Annotated in this window: 15 protein-coding genes and 2 pseudogenes; 8 read left to right on the top strand and 9 right to left on the bottom strand. The window is 65.4% G+C overall.

The window, feature by feature from the left end:
• Positions 1-70 precede the first annotated feature (70 nt).
• Both ACIBQX_RS40720 and ACIBQX_RS40715 read right to left on the bottom strand, forming a co-directional pair.
• On the bottom strand, positions 71-925 hold the full coding sequence (locus tag ACIBQX_RS40720) for an alpha/beta fold hydrolase (RefSeq protein ID WP_397014278.1): 855 nt from the start codon (positions 923-925) through the stop codon (positions 71-73).
• A 54-nt stretch (positions 926-979) separates the two neighbouring features.
• Entirely contained in the window at positions 980-1,354 is a 375-nt protein-coding gene (locus tag ACIBQX_RS40715) for a TraR/DksA family transcriptional regulator (RefSeq protein ID WP_397014276.1), read from the bottom strand.
• An 80-nt stretch (positions 1,355-1,434) separates the two neighbouring features.
• On the opposite strand from ACIBQX_RS40715, the gene ACIBQX_RS40710 reads away from it, so the two are divergent.
• Complete coding sequence (locus tag ACIBQX_RS40710) at positions 1,435-2,031, top strand: type II toxin-antitoxin system Phd/YefM family antitoxin (RefSeq protein ID WP_397014274.1); 597 nt, start codon at positions 1,435-1,437, stop codon at positions 2,029-2,031.
• 79 nt (positions 2,032-2,110) lie between these two features.
• A complete protein-coding gene (locus ACIBQX_RS40705; protein ID WP_397014272.1) occupies positions 2,111-4,564 on the top strand; it encodes a polysaccharide lyase family 8 super-sandwich domain-containing protein in 2,454 nt (817 codons plus the stop codon).
• A gap of 16 nt (positions 4,565-4,580) precedes the next feature.
• Here the strand turns inward: ACIBQX_RS40705 and ACIBQX_RS40700 are convergent, their stop codons facing one another.
• On the bottom strand, positions 4,581-4,742 hold the full coding sequence (locus tag ACIBQX_RS40700; RefSeq protein ID WP_397014270.1) for a hypothetical protein: 162 nt from the start codon (positions 4,740-4,742) through the stop codon (positions 4,581-4,583).
• A 345-nt stretch (positions 4,743-5,087) separates the two neighbouring features.
• Here ACIBQX_RS40700 and ACIBQX_RS40695 point away from each other — a divergent pair, with 345 nt between their 5' ends.
• A complete protein-coding gene (locus tag ACIBQX_RS40695) occupies positions 5,088-5,516 on the top strand; it encodes a hypothetical protein (RefSeq protein WP_397014268.1) in 429 nt (142 codons plus the stop codon).
• A 639-nt stretch (positions 5,517-6,155) separates the two neighbouring features.
• Here the strand turns inward: ACIBQX_RS40695 and ACIBQX_RS40690 are convergent.
• Positions 6,156-7,502 carry a competence protein CoiA family protein gene (locus ACIBQX_RS40690; protein ID WP_397014266.1) on the bottom strand — a complete coding sequence of 449 codons (1,347 nt, stop codon included), beginning with the start codon at positions 7,500-7,502 and terminating at the stop codon, positions 6,156-6,158.
• A gap of 321 nt (positions 7,503-7,823) precedes the next feature.
• Between ACIBQX_RS40690 and ACIBQX_RS40685 the strand changes: the two are divergent.
• A pseudogene (locus ACIBQX_RS40685) lies at positions 7,824-8,803 on the top strand (IS5 family transposase).
• Positions 8,804-9,103: 300 nt separating this feature from the next.
• On the opposite strand, the gene ACIBQX_RS40680 reads toward ACIBQX_RS40685, so the two are convergent.
• Entirely contained in the window at positions 9,104-9,250 is a 147-nt protein-coding gene (locus ACIBQX_RS40680) for a hypothetical protein (RefSeq protein ID WP_397014264.1), read from the bottom strand.
• A gap of 114 nt (positions 9,251-9,364) precedes the next feature.
• Here ACIBQX_RS40680 and ACIBQX_RS40675 point away from each other — a divergent pair, with 114 nt between their 5' ends.
• Positions 9,365-11,944, top strand: a complete 2,580-nt coding sequence (locus tag ACIBQX_RS40675) for a DUF262 domain-containing protein (RefSeq protein WP_397014262.1) — start codon at positions 9,365-9,367, stop codon at positions 11,942-11,944.
• A gap of 436 nt (positions 11,945-12,380) precedes the next feature.
• Entirely contained in the window at positions 12,381-12,845 is a 465-nt protein-coding gene (locus ACIBQX_RS40670; RefSeq protein ID WP_397014260.1) for a hypothetical protein, read from the top strand.
• A gap of 15 nt (positions 12,846-12,860) precedes the next feature.
• On the opposite strand, the pseudogene ACIBQX_RS40665 reads toward ACIBQX_RS40670, so the two are convergent.
• Both ACIBQX_RS40665 and ACIBQX_RS40660 read right to left on the bottom strand, forming a co-directional pair.
• Positions 12,861-13,471 (bottom strand): annotated as a pseudogene (locus ACIBQX_RS40665) (IS5 family transposase); the annotation flags it as partial.
• 81 nt (positions 13,472-13,552) lie between these two features.
• Positions 13,553-13,819, bottom strand: a complete 267-nt coding sequence (locus ACIBQX_RS40660; RefSeq protein ID WP_397014258.1) for a winged helix-turn-helix domain-containing protein — start codon at positions 13,817-13,819, stop codon at positions 13,553-13,555.
• A 95-nt stretch (positions 13,820-13,914) separates the two neighbouring features.
• Between ACIBQX_RS40660 and ACIBQX_RS40655 the strand changes: the two genes are divergently transcribed.
• Both ACIBQX_RS40655 and ACIBQX_RS40650 read left to right on the top strand, forming a co-directional pair.
• Positions 13,915-14,133 carry a hypothetical protein gene (locus tag ACIBQX_RS40655; RefSeq protein WP_397014256.1) on the top strand — a complete coding sequence of 73 codons (219 nt, stop codon included), beginning with the start codon at positions 13,915-13,917 and terminating at the stop codon, positions 14,131-14,133.
• A 38-nt stretch (positions 14,134-14,171) separates the two neighbouring features.
• Entirely contained in the window at positions 14,172-14,423 is a 252-nt protein-coding gene (locus tag ACIBQX_RS40650) for a hypothetical protein (RefSeq protein WP_397014254.1), read from the top strand.
• Positions 14,424-14,429: 6 nt separating this feature from the next.
• Here the strand turns inward: ACIBQX_RS40650 and ACIBQX_RS40645 are convergent, their stop codons facing one another.
• Positions 14,430-15,377: a sugar kinase gene (locus ACIBQX_RS40645; RefSeq protein ID WP_397014252.1), complete on the bottom strand. Its 948-nt coding sequence runs from the start codon at positions 15,375-15,377 to the stop codon at positions 14,430-14,432.
• The gene (locus ACIBQX_RS40640) at positions 15,374-15,964 is read right to left on the bottom strand and encodes a bifunctional 4-hydroxy-2-oxoglutarate aldolase/2-dehydro-3-deoxy-phosphogluconate aldolase (RefSeq protein ID WP_397014675.1); all 591 of its coding nucleotides are present in this window, start codon (positions 15,962-15,964) and stop codon (positions 15,374-15,376) included. Before ACIBQX_RS40640 ends, ACIBQX_RS40645 begins: the two co-directional genes overlap by 4 nt.
• Between the last annotated feature and the right edge of the window lie 45 nt (positions 15,965-16,009).

Genomic DNA, 16,009 nt, shown 5'->3' with positions numbered 1-16,009 from the left:
CCAGCCGGCTGCCATAGCGGCGCCACGACCAGGCTAACCTCCGAACGAGGGGCCCGCGCGGCATCCAGGTCTACGCGGCCAGGATCTTGCGCAAGGCGGCGGCGAAGCCGTCCGGGTCGCCCTTCATACCGAACTCACCGTCCATGAAACCGCCGTGGTGACTGGGGAAGGTGACCGGCTCGACGCCGAGTCGTCCGGCGACCGCCACGCCTGAGCGGTGGGCCATCTCCCCCTCCGATTCGGCGCCGACGGCGATGACGACACGGGTCGAGGCCGCGCGCAGCGCTTCGAAGTCGGGCTCGTAGTGGGTGCAGGTGATGAGGTTCTGCCCGAACAGCGGGTCGTTGCGGGAGCCGTCGTCCTCCGCCGGCATGCCCATCTCGGCCGGGCTCTGCATGGGCAGCTCGGCGAAATCGGCGGGAATGTCGCCGCGCATGCTGGTGACCGCGATGAACTTCACCATCGCCGGCCCGAAACCGTCCCGCTCGTACGTCCGGCGGATGTCCGCTATCGCGGCCAGCGCCTGCTCCCGGTCCGGCAGCGTCTTGGCGGCCGGCGGCTCGTGAGCGACGAGCGTACGCACCTGCTCAGGATGTACGGCCACCAGCGCGAGGCCGTTGACGGCGCCTCCGCTGCTGGCGAAGATGTCCACCGGTCCGCCGCCGAGCGCGTCGATCAGCCGGTGCAGGTCGTCGGCGTGCAGCTCGGGCGTGGACTCGCTCGCGCCGTCGGTGCGCTCGCTCCGGCCGATCCCGCGCGGGTCGTAGGTGACCACCGTACGATCGGCGAAGCGCGCGGCCAGGCCGGTGAATCCGGTGGCGTCCATGGGGGAGCCGATCAGCAGCAGGGGCGGCTCGGTGGTCCCCTCGGCCTCGCGTACGTCGTAGTGCAGGATGCCGCCGGGCACCTCAAGGGTGTGGGTCATCGGGTCGCTTCCTTTCTCCATGATGGTGAAGTAGACCAGCGGACGCGGCGAAAGTCATCGGCGGCGGGAGGCGCAGGTGACGCAGGTTCTGGCGGCGGGCAGGATCATCAGGCGTTCGATGGGGATGCGCCGCCCGCATTTCACGCAGATCCCGTAGTCGCCGTCGCGCAACCGCTCGACGGCCATGTCCAGCTCGGCGAGATGGTTCAGCGCCTGGTCCAGGAGGGATTGGGCATGGGCCCGCTCGAAGGCGGTGGACGATCCCTCGGGGTCGTGCTCGTCGTCGGCGCCGGTCAGCGTCGTGGAGGCGGCGATCTCGTCCAGGTCGCGGCGCAACATCGCGACGCGGGCCGTGGTCTGCTTCCGGTCGGCGTCGAGCAGCTCTTGTATGGTCGCCCGCTCCGACGGGGACAGGCGTTCGGTCGTCATGGTGGTCCTCTACCCGCTGGAAAGAGAACAGCGGGTAGCGGGCAACGCACCGGCGCTCATTTTGGGTAACCATGGATCATGTGAGATTCAAGTACGGCTTGAATGAGCCGAGCGGTGACGAGGTCGGTCTCGACGAAGCCCGCGTCCAGTTGACCGATCTGGTCGACCGGGCCGAGCGCGCCGGCGACATCACGTACCTGACCCGGAACGGGCGGCGCGTCGCGGCCGTCGTCCCGCTGGATCGCGTCGAGACCCCGCCGGACGTCGCCATCACCCTGACCAGTGTGGCCATCATCGCGGAGCAGACCGGTGCGAGTGTCGAGGACGTACGCGCCGTCATCGGTCGCATCAAGGATCACGACGATGACGAGCTGATCGAGGTCAGTGACGACGGTGAGCTGGTGTCCATGGACGGCGACGCCGCCGAGCTCCTCTACGCGCAGCTCGGCCAGGTCGTCAGGTTCACCCGCACCAACGAGCAGGGCGAACAGGACACCGTCGTCTTCACCGTCAAGGGGCTCGACATCACCGAGACGTCCACCGTGAACGGCACCACCCGGACCCGCACCGACACGGGCGCCAGCATGCGGGACATCGATGCCTATGTGAACGACCGCAGCCTCGACCTCACCGCCGAGGGCTACGTGGAGGAGGGCGCGTCCACGTCGGAAGACTGATCCTGGGCCGGCCGAAGTAGATCATGTATCGTGAGCGCGGCGTACCCCTCAACGGCCTGGAGCCGCCGCCGTGCCGCACATGTCCCGTCGCCAGGTTCTCTCCCTGCTCCCCGCCGCCGGCCTGCTCGCCGCGGCCTTCCCCACGCCTGCCGCTGCCGGGATCGATCCGGGGCGGCTGCTGGCCAACACCGTGGCGATCTTCGCCGGGACTCCGGAGGTCAACGCGCGGCCTGAGGTCGCCGGCAAGCTCGCGGCGATCGTCCGCACCGCCCGTCAGCGGCTGGCCGCCATGGATCAGGCGGGCGACGGCGAGCTGTTCGCCGGGCTGAGTCTGGGGGTCAACGACGCCAACCTGCGGCTGGCGTACCAATATCTGTACGAGATCGCGCTCGCGACGCGCACGCCCGGCGGTGAGCTCGTCGATGACGCCGCTGTGCAGGGGCGGGTCGTGGACGGGCTGCGGTGGTTGCACGAGCGGTACTTCGGGGACCAGGCGGCGGGGTATTACGGGAACTGGCACAGCTGGGAGATCGGCATTCCCACGCATGTCAGCAGGACGCTGGTGCTGCTGCCCGCGCCGGGGGACCTGACGGCTACGTACATCGCCTCGATGGACGCCTACCTGCGCAACGGCAAGGACGGCGACGTCGACCTTGACTCGCGCTTCCATACCGGGGCGAACCTGGCGGACATCACCGCCAACCGGATCCTGCAGGGGGCGCTCACCGGCGATGACGCCCGGGTTACCAAGGCCATCGCGGACCAGGCCACCGTCTTCGCCATGATCGACCCGTACGACCTCCAGCATGGGGTCACCGACGGGTACTACCGTGACGGCTCGTTCATCCAGCATCACTCGGTCGCCTATACCGGGTCGTACGGGCGGGCCCTGCTGACCCGGGTCGTGCAGACGCTCAAGATGCTCGGTGGGGTGTCCGAGCTGGGCGGGGTGGTGCACCGGTGGATCACCGACGGCTTCGCCCCGTTGATCTTCGAGGGCTGGATGATGGAGATCGTCAAGGGGCGGGCGGTCTCGCGCACGAACACCGGGTACGCCGATGTCGGGGTGATCGTGGAGGCCATCGCCGACCTGGCCGACCATGTCGATGACGCGGCGGCTCTCGCCTTGAAGAAGTACGTCAAGCACTTGCCTGAGGCTGATACGGGGGCCTTTGTGTCTCCGGTCAGTATCGCTCGGTATGCGGCCATCCGGGCTGACGCCGGCATTCCGGCCGCTGATTTGAACCCGGCTTCGCGCAGTGTGGCGTTCAACGCCATGGACAGGACTGTGCACCGGCGCCCCGGCTATGCCTTCGCGCTGGCGCGTAGCTCCGAGCGGATCAGCAAGTACGAGTACATGAACGGCGAGAACCTGATGCCCTGGTTCCAGGGTGACGGTGCCTACTACCTCTACCTGGCGGGGGAGGACCAGCGCGAGGCCTTCGGCGTCGACTACTACACCGCCGTGTCGCCGTACCGGCTGGCGGGGGTCACCGCGCCGGTGGAGGAGCGGCGGACGGTGCCTGAGTTGTACGGGCGGGCCTGGTACGAGAACCCGGACCATCCGCTTCATTTCACCTCCTCGTCCGAGTCCCAGAACACCTACGTGTACTTCCCTCGCGCGGGGAACGTGTTCTCCGGCGGCGCGACGCTCGGCGCGTACGGCGCGGCCGGCATGGTGCAGTCGGACGACGCCGCCTACACCGCCAAGCAGGCCGGCATCCTGCCCGACGACTTCGTCGCCTACCGGAACGCTCGCGCGACGAAGTCCTGGTTCATGTTCGACGACGAGATCGTGGTGCTGGCCGCGGACGTCTCCGGCCAGGGCGGGCGCGACGCGGTGACCACCGTGGACAGCCGCATCGCCGCCCCTGGTGACGCGGTCACGCTCACCGGCGAGGGCTGGAACGGCCGGGGGTGGCAGGCGGGGGAAACCGCGCCGCCACGCTGGCTCCGCTATGCCAACGGCACCCGAGGCACCTCGGTCGGCTACGCCTTCCTCACCAGGCAGGCGGTTCAGGCTGGGCTGGAGCTGGTGACCCGCAGCCGCAGAGTCGTCCGTACGTCCAACCCCGACACCAACGTGACCAAGAACGTCTTCACCGCCTCGGTCATCCACCGCACCCCTGCGCTCGCTTACGCCCTGGTCCCGAACGCGACCGAGAGCCGTATGCGCGGCTACGCGGACGGGCCGCTGGTCGTCCTGGCCAACGATCGGCACGCGCAGGCGATCAAGCACCGACACCTTGGGATCGTCGCCGCCAACGTCTTCACCGCTGGTCCACGCCACGCCGAGCGGCTTCTCATCGACGGCCCCGCCTCAGTCATCGTCCGATACGGGAAGCGCACGGTCGTCGCCCTGTCCGATCCCACGATGGGACGGGACCGGGTCAGTGTCGTGCTTCATGGTGCTCGCCTCAGGCTCGACTCAGCTGACGAAGGGGTGACGGTACGGCGCGTACCGGGCGGCACGCTGGTCCAGGCGACGACCCGCCACGCCTACGGCCGCACCTTCACCGCCACCCTGCGCTGACCCAGATCTCCGCTGGTCAGCCCCGCCGCATGGTCAGAATCTCCCGCGCTCGCTCGGGAGCGATCAGCTTGGCGATCCGAGGATCGGCCATCAGGACGACGGGTGCGATGTGGTCCGCACTGATCGGACGCCACGTCGCCATCAGGTCGTAGAAGGAGTCGTGGCGCTCCGGACCCATGGCTCGCCGGGAGAACAGCTCGTAAGCCTCCTATTCGCCGTCCTAAGGAGGGCGGGAGCCGTACCTCCAGCTTGTCCTCCAGCGCGGCCAGTTTGCTCTTCGGTGGCGGAAGGCTGGCCCAGCCGCTGTGGTCCACTCGGCGCTCCATGTGGGTCGGTGAATGTCGGGGCTCATCTCAGCAGACGGCACCGACAGCCGGGCGGAGTCACGGTCGGGTCCCAGGGACTGCTCTGGCGTGTGGCGCCGATCACATGGGGTGTGTGGATTCCTCCACAGTTGATTGCTGGGGTTCTCCGTAGCGTTCGTGCTGTCGGAAAGCAGCACCTACTGGGGGAGGAACCCGAAATGCGTAAGATTCTCGCGATCGCCGCTCTGGCCGGTTCGATGGCCGTCACCGGTCTGGCCGTGGCTCCCGCCGCTCAGGCGGCCACGCAGACTCAGGCCGGCACCACGGCCGGCACGACCGCAAGCACCGCCACTGTCGTCAAGTGGGGGAAGTTCTTCTCCGGCGACCACAAGGCGTACACCTTCGGCAAGACGTGGAAGAGCCACGGCAAGGTGTTCACGAAGTGGTACGGGGTGGACAAGTTCGGTGGCAAGAAGGGCTGGGTGTGGTTCGAGGTGTACCAGAACGGCTCCTGGCACAAGTTCAACCACGCCTGGGACGGCAAGAAGGTCGGCTCCTGGAGCGGCCACGGGATCGGCAAGGTCTACACCTACACCTGCTGGGCCGGCAAGTTCGACAACTGCGGCAAGAAGTACCGCATCTACTAACTTGAACGCAGGACCCAGAGCACGCCGTTCTTGCTTGCAGCGCAGACTGCGGCCGATCTGTGCAGTATGACCGTTCGCCCGGGCCGATGTATCAAGATTCCTTCATCGACAATCTCGAAAGAATGCTGATATGCCTGCCGACATTACTATTGTGCGGATCGCGATGTGCATTGGTGACGCGGGGCGGCTCTCGCTGGCTGATTGAAAGTACGTATCAAGCGGAAGACGGCAGACTACGCGGCTGTCGCTGGAACCGCAGAATTCGTCACCTTGGACCGAAATATTTCAGCACGAGCGAGATCTCATGTGGACCCGGCCGCCAGGCCCATCGCGTAGGGAAACAACATGAGGGAATTCATCACCACCGATGCCAGCGACCGTTACCACGCCACCGCTGACTGTTAGGGCTTCAAAGCTGGGCGCCAAGGCGGGGAAGTCCTGGGGGTTCGACATCCGCTACATCAGGAGCGTGAACATTGCGGAGACCGACGCGGAAGGTAAGACGCCGTGCAAGGTGTGCATTCCCCGATAACCTCGCATGCAAGCTGATCAGAAGCCGGATCAGCGATGAGGGTGGTTACCTTGATCGGTGACACCCCTGAGTAATACCGGCTACGGTGCGCCTCATAAGATTCCCGGCTATCTCCGGCGGCCGGGCTGAATCCTGCTGTTCTTGCGGGTGGGAGTCAGCCACGCGCTGTACTCGGCACACTGGCGAAGTTCGTAGCCAAATTTGTCTGAGGGTGCCGATTTGAGCAGTTTTCCGAGCTGGTCGAGAAGCTCGCGCCCTCTGGTCCTGTTGCCGACGCTACGTGCCTGCTCAAGTCGCGTGATCGCTTTTGCGGCGGATTCACGGATGCGCATCTCCTCTCGGCGATCGAGTTGAGCGGTCGACTGATCATCGGACGTAGAGATCGTAGGCGCCTCTGGGGCTTCAGGTAGCGCGGACTCTTCCTGGTCAGTCTTGATTGCATGCTGCCTTGCGTGCACCCGTGGACTGCTGCCGACCTGTGTGGCAAGTAGCGGGGTTCGTATCGCCGGAGCGAGCGCCAGCCCACCGGAGTCAATGATCCAATTAGGTGTCAGCCGCTCGGGGTCTACATTGGCTCGTACCGAGGCCGGTCCCAGGATCTGATACGGCTGGCCGATAGCCAGCTCCGCATAGGCGCACGGAAGTACGACAGCGGAGTCGCCAATGACGGTTCCAGCGGGCGTTTGCACCTTGACCGCCAGTGAGTGACCTTCCCTTTCACCATCACCTAAATGCTGCCAAGGCCGCGTCCTTGATTCCTTCGGAGTGATCAGAAGTCCGGAAACATCGAGAGGGAAACCGACAACTGTACTCTCTTCTCTATCGCTCAATTGAAGGGGGCCAAACGAGCCCGTGTGCGGCGACCGGCGAACACGGTCAATGTCAGTTGTGGAGATTCCGGATTGGGTCAGCTGCCAACCGGAGATGGCCTCCCATTCGACCGGTCGTCCCGGGAGCTGGACTGCGACAGAGATCTTTCGCGTACCCGCTTGGGTTTCGCAACGAATACGCAAGGCATACCCGTCTCGATCGAGCGCGGCATACGACGCACGGGACTTCATGCCGAAGATCCACTGAACGGCCCGGCCTTTGATACGGAGCTGCCTGTCCCTGTCAAACCAGCTGTGCTCGTCACCAACCAGTTGGACGGCAACCAGAGGAAGCTGTCCAGGCGGAGCGACGATCAGTGCAGTGCAGGCCCCGCCTGAGGTGAAGTCATTGTCGATGACAGGGGCTCCGATGGGATTCATGCTACGGCCCTTGAGCCACTTCGACAGCTCCTGATGGATGTAGAGGTGATCTGCAGAGTCAACGCCGAGGTTGACCCGCTGGCAGGCGTGAGTGGCTCGGTCAGCGTAATGCGCGAAATGTGGAACCTTGACCTGGCCGATCCGGTCCATCAACTGCTTGCCGCAGCCGCCCAGGTGCGTTCCGCACCAGAACGTGTTGCCCATACGATCATGGTGTGCCCGGAACCGGAGAGCTTCAGTTCGGTCGAGGGGCATTAGGAGCGGATCGTAGGAGCCCGATCCGTCAAGAACGGCAGTCTGGACTCTTCGCTTATCTTCCTGCACGCTGACATCACCTCGCACTCTCGCTGAAAGTATCGCAATAGGAGCATGGATGGAACGCTCCCTCTCCAAGGTTTTCGTTCTTGCCTTCTCCAGTGCGAGCAGCGCGTCGAACGCCACGAGGATCTGGCCTTAGGGCCTGTACGGAGTTGAGATCAGAGGGATTGCCTGCGCTGTGGTTTCCGGTCCTGGTAGGCCATCGCTATGGCGCGTGGAGACCTCACCGATGACGAATGGTCCTTGATCGAGCCTCACCTGCCCTTGGGGGAGCGAGGCCCGATCCCGGATCTACGGCAGCAGTTCAATGCGGTGATGTGGCGGTTTCGTATCGGCAGTCCGTGGCGGGACCTGCCCGCCGAGTACGGGCCCTGGTCCACCGTCTACGACAGGTTCCGATCGTGGGCCACCGCCGGCATCTTCGAGCAGCTGATGCAGGCCGTGATCGCTGAGGCCGCTGCCCAAGGGCAGGCCGACCTTGACCTGGTCAGCGTGGACTCCACCACGGCCCGCGCCCACCACCACGCCGCCGGAATGGTCATCGACGGCGAGCTGATAAAGGCGCTGGAGGAGGCCACCGAACAGGAAAAAGGGCTGCGTCAAAGGGGCAAAAAGCCCAAAGCGCCGAACCCGGCGAAGACGGGGATGAACACCGGCGGTTACGACGGCGGCGCCGAATACGGCTGACGGCAGCCAGGCTGGGCCGCTCTCGGGGTGGACTGACCAGCAAGGTCCACCTGTCCGCCGACCGGCGATGCCGACCGCTCTCCTTCGTCCTCACCCCGGGCCAAGCGGGAGACAGCCCGCAGTTTCGCGCCGTCTTGTCCCGCATCAAGATCCGCCTGCCGGTCGGACGCCCGCGCACCCGCCCGGCCGCAGTGGCCGCCGACAAGGCCTATTCCTCCCGCGGCAACCGCGCCTATCTGCGCCGACGCGGCATCAAGGCCGTCATTCCCGAGAAGAGCGACCAGGCGGCCAACCGCAAGAAACGCGGCTCCCGTGGCGGCCGCCCGGTCAACCATGATCCAGATCTCTACAAGCAGCGCAATACAGCAGAACGGTGCATCAATCGGATTAAAGAGTGGCGCGGGCTGGCCTTCCGCTTCGACAAGACTCCCGACAGCTACCTCGCCGGCCTTCATCTACGCGGAGCCATCTTGTGGATCCGAAGCCTTCAACCCATCTGAAGATCCGAAGTCCGTACAGGCCCTAAAGGTGTTTGGCCAACGTGTACTTCCCCCGCGCAAGGGATGCCTTTTAAGCGGACATACGGCGCGTACGGCATGGTGCAGTCCGACGATGCGCCTACGCTTGCCAGGAAGCGGGTTCCTCTTTGACGGGGGTTCGTCGCCCACCGTAACGCTCGCGCGACGAAGCCCTGGTTCCTGCTCGACGACGAGATCGTGGTGCTGGCTGCGGGGCAGGACGGCGCATACCGGACGGCACCCTGGTCCAGGCGACGACCCGCCACGCCTACAGCCGCACCTTCACCGCCACCCTGCGCTGAACCGGTTCTTCGCCGACGGAATCTCGCTGAAGCCGCGTAGCCAGCGCGCACTCGGGTCGAGTTTGGTATGGCGGCTGGCAATATCGAGGATCGCCTTGAGGATCGCACGGACTGCAGCGAGAATCACGAAGCGAGTATGCACGATCTCGTTTCGTGATTGACCGCCATCTTGCAGGCGGACTTCTCGGTCGGACCGGCGCAATAGCTCGCCTGGACTCGGCCAACGTCCCAGGAGCGAAGGATGCAGGTGCACGAGAGTAGCGTGATGTCTCTCCTTGAGGGGCAAAAGCAGTTCCAGGTGCCCCTATACCAGCGGACGTACAGATGGGACCAGAAAGATCTGCGTCTGCTGTGGGACGACGTCCTTGAGCATGCCGAGGCTCTGGCCAACGGGGAAGAGCGAAGTGCTCACTTCCTCGGCTCGGTCGTCTTGGCTCCAGGTGAGGTTTCGGCGGGCGGAAGGAAGGTCAATCGCTGGCTGGTCGTGGACGGTCAGCAGCGCCTGACGACTCTTATGCTCGTCTTCTGCGCTCTACGTGACCACATAGCGCAGTTCGATGAGCGCGGAGCTGACCGGATCCACCGGCAGTACCTGGTAAACGAGTTCCATACCGGGAAGGATCACTACCGCCTCCTACCGACCCAGGCTGATCGGGAGGCGTTCAGGGCCTGTATCGACCGCAGTCCAACAGCAGGTGGCCCCGACAAGGTCGGAAACGCTTATCGTTTCTTCAAGGCGGCCCTGGTCGGCCTCGACGCCGATGCCGAACAGATCGAGCGGGTCGAATCTGTGCTCTGCGACAAGCTCTCCATCGTGGAGATCACCGCAGAGAAAGGCGACAACGTCTATCGGATCTTCGAGTCGCTGAACAACACCGGCGTCCGGCTCACCCAGACCGATCTGCTGCGCAACTACGTATTCATGTTGCTGCCCAAGCACGGCGAGGACGTCTACGAGCAACTGTGGCTGCCTCTGCAGAAGCTGCTCGGCCCGGACGGCCTGGAACTGCTCGTATGGCTCGATCTCGTGATCCGCGGATCGGACAAGATCAAGCAGACGGAGATCTACCGCTACCAGCAGGTGCGCTTGGACGAGGTCGTCCGCACGGGCGGTGAGGAGAGTCTCCGCGCTGAAATAGCCGACTTGTACAGACGGGCGCGTCTGCTCGACCAGATCCTTCACCCTGAACAGCTTGCTGGACCGCTGGCCGAGTCGCTGACCAGGCTACATGCTTGGGGCGGGCAGACCTCGTACGCACTCGTCCTACATCTGCTTGATCTCCTCGATCGCAAACTTACGACGCCCGACCAGGTCGTCACAGCCCTCGGATACGTCGAGAGCTTCCTGGTCCGCCGCATGATCTGCGACAAAAGCACCAACAACCTGAACCGGATCTTCAATGCGGCCCCCAAGGAGCTCGAGAGTGACCGGCCGGTCGCCGAGGCCGTCCATCGCTATCTATCCGGGGAACGGCGTTACTGGCCTTCGGACGAGACCATGCGAGACGCAATCCAGCACCGGCCCTTCTACTGGTCAGGGCGTCCGGCCCAGCGCTTCTTCATCCTCCGCAGACTCGAAGAGAGCTACGGCGCCAAGGAACCAGTCGACTTCACCAAGGCCAAGCTCACCGTCGAGCACGTCATGCCCCAGACCGCGACCAAACCCTGGCTCGACCAACTGGCCGATGAAGTCAGTGACGAAAGCAGCGCCGAGGAACTCCACCAACTGCTACTGCACACGCTGGGCAACCTCACGCTGTCGGCGGAGAACGCCAAGCTCTCCAACCACCCCTTTGAGCGTAAACAGCAGATCCTCGACAACAGCGCACTGCAGATGAACCGGGAGATCGCCGAGACGCTACGTTGGGGCAAAGAACAGATTCTCACCCGGGCCAGCGATCTCGCCGCCCGAGCCATACAGCTGTGGCCGGCTCCACTGTCCAACAGCCGGGCTCTGGTCGATGATCGCCGCGAGTGGGCTCTGCTGCGTGCGGCGCTCACGGTACTCCCCGCCGGCAGCTGGACCACCTACGGCGAGCTGGCCGAACTCATCGGTACTCATCCCCGAGCGGTAGGAAGCTACGTCGCTGCCCGGACCGATGTCCCCAACGCCTACCGTGCATTGAGTGCGAACGGCACACTCGCTCCGAACTTCCACTGGCTTGACGGGCGCACAGACGACCCTGTCGACGTTCTCAAGGCCGAGGGCGTGCATTTCGACAGTAAGGGTCGAGCCGATCAGTCGCAGCGCCTCTATGCTGCGGATCTTGCTGAGCTTCTCGGTATGGACCTACCGCAGACCGGCGTCCCACCCTTGACGAAGGGGTCCAGCGAGGAAGAGCGCGCTCTGCGCTTTCAAGCCCTTCTGCGGGAAAATCAGGACCAAAGGACTGCGGAGTACGTTGAGAGTCTGCTGAAGATCTGGACGCGCCTGGGCGGGACGTTGTCGTACGGTACCGGCACAGATACAAGCTGCTTCCCGCTCGTCTGGGACAAGGCCAGCGTCTCAGGGCACAATCTGTGGCCGGTGGCCTTCTACCCGCTGAGCGGCACAGTGGAGGTTGTCTTTCAGTATCTCAGCAGCCGCCCGCCCTTTGACGCCCTCGACCTGCGGCGCGAGCTGCTCACCAGGCTAAACACCATCGATGGCGTTCAGCTGTCCGAGGTCAAGCTCGGTCTGCGGCCGTCGTTCTCGATGGACCTGCTGGTAGATCAAGGAGCCCACACAATGGGTGGGATCCTCGAATGGTTCTACCGTCGTGCCCAAGATTGGCTCCACGAGGAGTCCGGACTCCTGCCCCTATCGATTGAGAAGGACTAATACGTAGTCCCGCAGGTGGGGGACGTGCTTGAGTAACTGCCCGAGGGCCTGGCGGATGGCAATATGCGCAGGAGGCCTTTTAGCCGCGACAATATTTGCAACGCTCGGACTGGTGGCGTAGAGGTCCCTGATGTCAGCCAGGTCCGGATGCGCCCGGCCTTCGTACCTTCGAGGCCGGTTCGATCTACTCGATATAGCTGAACTATTATGATTCGACATAAATGTCAGCTCAAGCAAATTCATGGCGCACACGCGCAGCGTACGGAAGGATGACACTGAGGGCGTCGATCACCCACTGTACGGCTAGACCCACGATGGGACTCGGAAACTAGGCATGTCGCAACATAGCTATTGGCGCGTATCTGACGGCACTCCCATGGCTGCGGCAGAGGCCCGAAAGATTTGGGCCCGTGAGGCCTACCCCCTACTCGTTGGTGTGGCGCACACGTATCACGCAGTCATTACCTACAAGGAGCTTGCCGAGAAGCTCCAGGAGAGCACAGGTATCCGCACCAGGTCTCTTCTCCAGAACTGGATCGGTCCTGTCCTGGGTAAGGTGGTTCGGGAAGCTCACCGCCGCGGCGATCCGCCGCTCACCGCACTGGTGGTACACACCGATGACGGCATGGTAGGCGAGCGCGACAAGGAGGTTCTTGACGTTGCCGGAGAGCCGCCAGTGGAGGACGTTCTAGATCGCGAGCTGCACGCCGCTCGCTCACGACTGGAGTGCTACCGCCACTTCGGCGCGACCCTGCCGCCTGATGGGGGCGTTCCTGCATTCGCTCCACGCCATCAAGCGGCCATCGAGCGTCGACGCGTACGCCCGGAGAAGCCGACTCAGATCTGCCCCCGCTGCTTCATGCAGCTTCCTTCAACCGGGGCTTGTGACTCGTGCGACTAAGAGCTGTTTCTTGGATCAGGTGCGGAGCCAGATGATCAGGGCGGCCAGGGTGATGGTGCCGAGGAAGAGGTGGACGCGTTTGTCGTAGCGGGTGGCCACGGCCCGGAAGTTCTTAAGTCGGTTGATAGCTCGTTCGACGACGTTGTGCGCTTTGTAGCGTTCGGCGTCGAAGCCGGTGGGCCGTCCTCCGGCTGAGCCGCGGCGGCGGCGGTGGGTGCGTTGATCGCGGAGTTCGGGGATGGTGTGGCGGAACTTGCGGCGGCGCGGTTGGCGCGGGAGGAGTACGCCTTGTCCGCAGCCAGACTGTCGGGCCGGGTGCGCGGGCGTCCGGGCCTCAGCCGGGGTATCCGGGTGGCCTCCAGTACGCGCCGGAACTGCGGGCTGTCGCCGTACTGGTCCGGCGTCAGGACCAGCGACAACACCCGGCAGCAGCCGTCCGCCGATAGATGGATCTTGATGGTGAACCCGCCCCGGGAACGGCCTGAGCACTCCCCAGCCTGACCACCTCCACCAGCCGGGCGGCCAGCGCCGCCAGCACCGGATCGCCCCGGTTTGTCCCGGCGGCGTCCCCCTTTTTGCCGCACCTCCACCAGCCGGGGCGAGCCAGCGGCGTGATGGTGCGCCCGGATCAGGCGTGGTGACTCGCGCTACGAACCTGCAAGTGGTTAAGGCGCTGGCATCTGCTGGGCTGCTTCACCTCGACTGGGTCAGTCGCTGGCTGGCTTGTCGGTGGTGGGGCTGGGTTCGGTGCGTTGGCCGACGAAGCTGCCCAGGTTGGGGATGGTGTAGATCAGTTTTTCGTCGCGGAGGCGTTGCATGGCCTTGCGGAGGGTGCCTCGGGCTACGCCGAACTCCTGCATGAGCTGCACTTCGGACAGTAGGTGCTTGGGCGGGTAGGTGCCGTCGGTGATCCGCTGGCGGAGCGTGTCGGTGATCTGCTCCCACCTGAAGCGATCTGGCTCGAACTCAATCACTGTCTAACCATAGAAATACCTGCGCATACACCTCGTTGCAGCCCATGTCTTGGAATGGCATGGACAGGGTTGTACAGGATGGCTACCTTGGACGCATGGTGATGCTTGGTTACGACCTCGACGCGCTGCGCGTCATGTTCCCCGGCTGGTCGTTCTTCGTCAGTGACGAGGGCGTGTTCTACGCCACCCGGCGTGGTGCCCAGCTCAGTTACGCCGACATAGCCGGAGGACTGCACCAGACGGTCAGCGCCGACGACCTCGCGACCATCGCGGCGGTGCTCCAGGACCAAGCGCGCATGGCGGTGATGGCGTGACCTGCCCGCGCTCTCGTGGTGATTACCGGGGACTTCACGTGGCTGCCGCCCAAGCCCAGACCGAACTGGTCGAATGGGAACCCAGCCTTCCCCGTACAGACCGGGTGCGAGTCCGAGCGCACACCTGTGTCTGCGCAAGCCCGATCTACGAGCTGTGCGCGGCAGGCGGACTGGGATTCGTCCGCCGCAGCACCGGCGAATCCCCGACCATCACGGACGAGAGCACCTGGCTGTCCGTCCGCGCCGCTGAAGACCTGTGGTGGCGGATCCTGGGCGGTCATGCACGGTGAACCCATTCAGCGCAGGGTGGAGCCCGGCAGGGAGTCGAGAAGGGCCAGCTCCAGCCGCGTAGGAAGACCTTCCCAGTCGCCGGACGAGGCGACGGCGAAGGCCCCGGTGGCGGTGGCCCGGTCGAGGCGGCCGGTGAGGTCGAGGTCGTCGAGCAGGCCCGACAGATAGCCGGCGACGAAGGCGTCCCCGGCTCCGACGACGTCCGCGACCCGCACCGGACGTGCGGGGCGGTGCGCCGTCTGCTCAGCGGTGTACGCGCTGGCCCCGGCCGAGCCGCGCTTGACCACGACCTCCGCCACCCCGGCCGCGAGCAGCGCCGTCACCCTGTCCTCCTCAGTCGTCGCCGAGGCCGGCGCGAGAAGGTCGAGCTCGTCGTCGGACGCGACGGCCACCGTGAGGTACGGCACCAGCGCCCGAAGCGCCTGCGCCGCCTGCTCCCGCCCCCAAAGCCGCGAACGGTAGTTGACGTCGAGGCAGACCCGCGCCCCACACTCCACCGCCGCCCGTACGGCCTTCGCCGGACCGGGTCCGAGCGCGGGCGTGATCCCGGTGACGTGCAGGATCTTCGGCGGCGGATCGAGCGCGGGCAGGACGTCCTCAGGAGAGAGGAAGGAGGCGGCCGACCCGGCCCGGTGGTAGATCACCCTGGTCAGATCGCCGATCCGCTGTTCGAGCAGCATCAGCCCAGTAGGCCCACGAAGGTCGGTACGGGCGTGGGCCACGTCGACGCCTTCGGCGCGAAGGGTACGCAGGACGAGCTCTCCGGTCTCGTCGTCACCGACGAGCCCGGTCCAGCGGGACCGGTGGCCGAGCCGGGCCAGGCCGATCGCGACGGTGGACTCGGCGCCCGCGGCCGAGAGCCGCATCGCGCCGCCGAGCCTGACCGGACCGTCCGCTCGCAGGGCCGCCATCGTCTCCCCGAAGGTGGCGACGTCGATCACCGGGGAGGTCACAGCAGGCCCTTGAAGGCTCGGATGCGCTCCTTGAGTGCGGAGAGACTGCCGCCGTCGGCGGCGTCGCCCACCAGCGGCGAGCCCACGCCGACCGCGACCGCCCCGGCCCGCAGGTACTCGACCGCCGCCTCGGTGCTGACTCCGCCGACCGGGACGAACGGCACGTCAGGGAAGGGGTCGCGGAGCGCGCGCAGGTACTTCTCTCCGCCCTGGAAGGCGGGGAACAGCTTGATGGCGGTGGCTCCCGCGCCGAGCGCGGCGACGACCTCGGTGGGGGTAAACGCACCCGCGAGCACGGGCAGCCGGCCGTACGACACGGCCTCGGTGACGGCGGGGGTGACCAGGTAGGAGGCCCCTGCCTCCTCCGACGCGGTGGCGTCGTCGGTGGTGAGGACGGTTCCCGCGCCGAGGTCCGCCGAGTCGCCGAGGGTCGCGCGGGCCTGCCGGATGACGTCCAGCGCGTTCTCGGTGACCAGCGACACCTCCACCAGGTCGATGCCCTCCTCGAACAGGGTGATCACCGTACGGAGGGCGGCGCCCGCGTCCCGGCCACGCACGATGGCGACCACGCGCCGCTCGGCCAGCATCTCCACGAAACGGGCATCTCGCGCAGCGCGTGTGTCTTGCGCTTC

Origin of the sequence: Nonomuraea sp. NPDC049714 (genome assembly GCF_044465295.1) — a bacterium.
Classification (GTDB): domain Bacteria; phylum Actinomycetota; class Actinomycetes; order Streptosporangiales; family Streptosporangiaceae; genus Nonomuraea.
The sequence above is the reverse complement of the archived record's forward strand: the minus strand, read 5'-3'. Positions and strand labels throughout refer to the sequence as shown.

Excerpts from the sequence above, each read along its gene's own strand:
- ACIBQX_RS40690 (WP_397014266.1), bottom strand. The coding sequence starts at position 7,502 with ATGGGCAACACGTTCTGGTGCGGAACGCACCTGGGCGGCTGCGGCAAG.
- ACIBQX_RS40640 (WP_397014675.1), bottom strand. The coding sequence starts at position 15,964 with ATGCTGGCCGAGCGGCGCGTGGTCGCCATCGTGCGTGGCCGGGACGCG.
- ACIBQX_RS40715 (WP_397014276.1), bottom strand. The coding sequence starts at position 1,354 with ATGACGACCGAACGCCTGTCCCCGTCGGAGCGGGCGACCATACAAGAG.
- ACIBQX_RS40675 (WP_397014262.1), top strand. The coding sequence starts at position 9,365 with ATGCAGGTGCACGAGAGTAGCGTGATGTCTCTCCTTGAGGGGCAAAAG.
- ACIBQX_RS40720 (WP_397014278.1), bottom strand. The coding sequence starts at position 925 with ATGACCCACACCCTTGAGGTGCCCGGCGGCATCCTGCACTACGACGTA.
- ACIBQX_RS40705 (WP_397014272.1), top strand. The coding sequence starts at position 2,111 with ATGTCCCGTCGCCAGGTTCTCTCCCTGCTCCCCGCCGCCGGCCTGCTC.
- ACIBQX_RS40695 (WP_397014268.1), top strand. The coding sequence starts at position 5,088 with ATGCGTAAGATTCTCGCGATCGCCGCTCTGGCCGGTTCGATGGCCGTC.
- ACIBQX_RS40655 (WP_397014256.1), top strand. The coding sequence starts at position 13,915 with ATGGTGATGCTTGGTTACGACCTCGACGCGCTGCGCGTCATGTTCCCC.
- ACIBQX_RS40700 (WP_397014270.1), bottom strand. The coding sequence starts at position 4,742 with ATGGGTCCGGAGCGCCACGACTCCTTCTACGACCTGATGGCGACGTGG.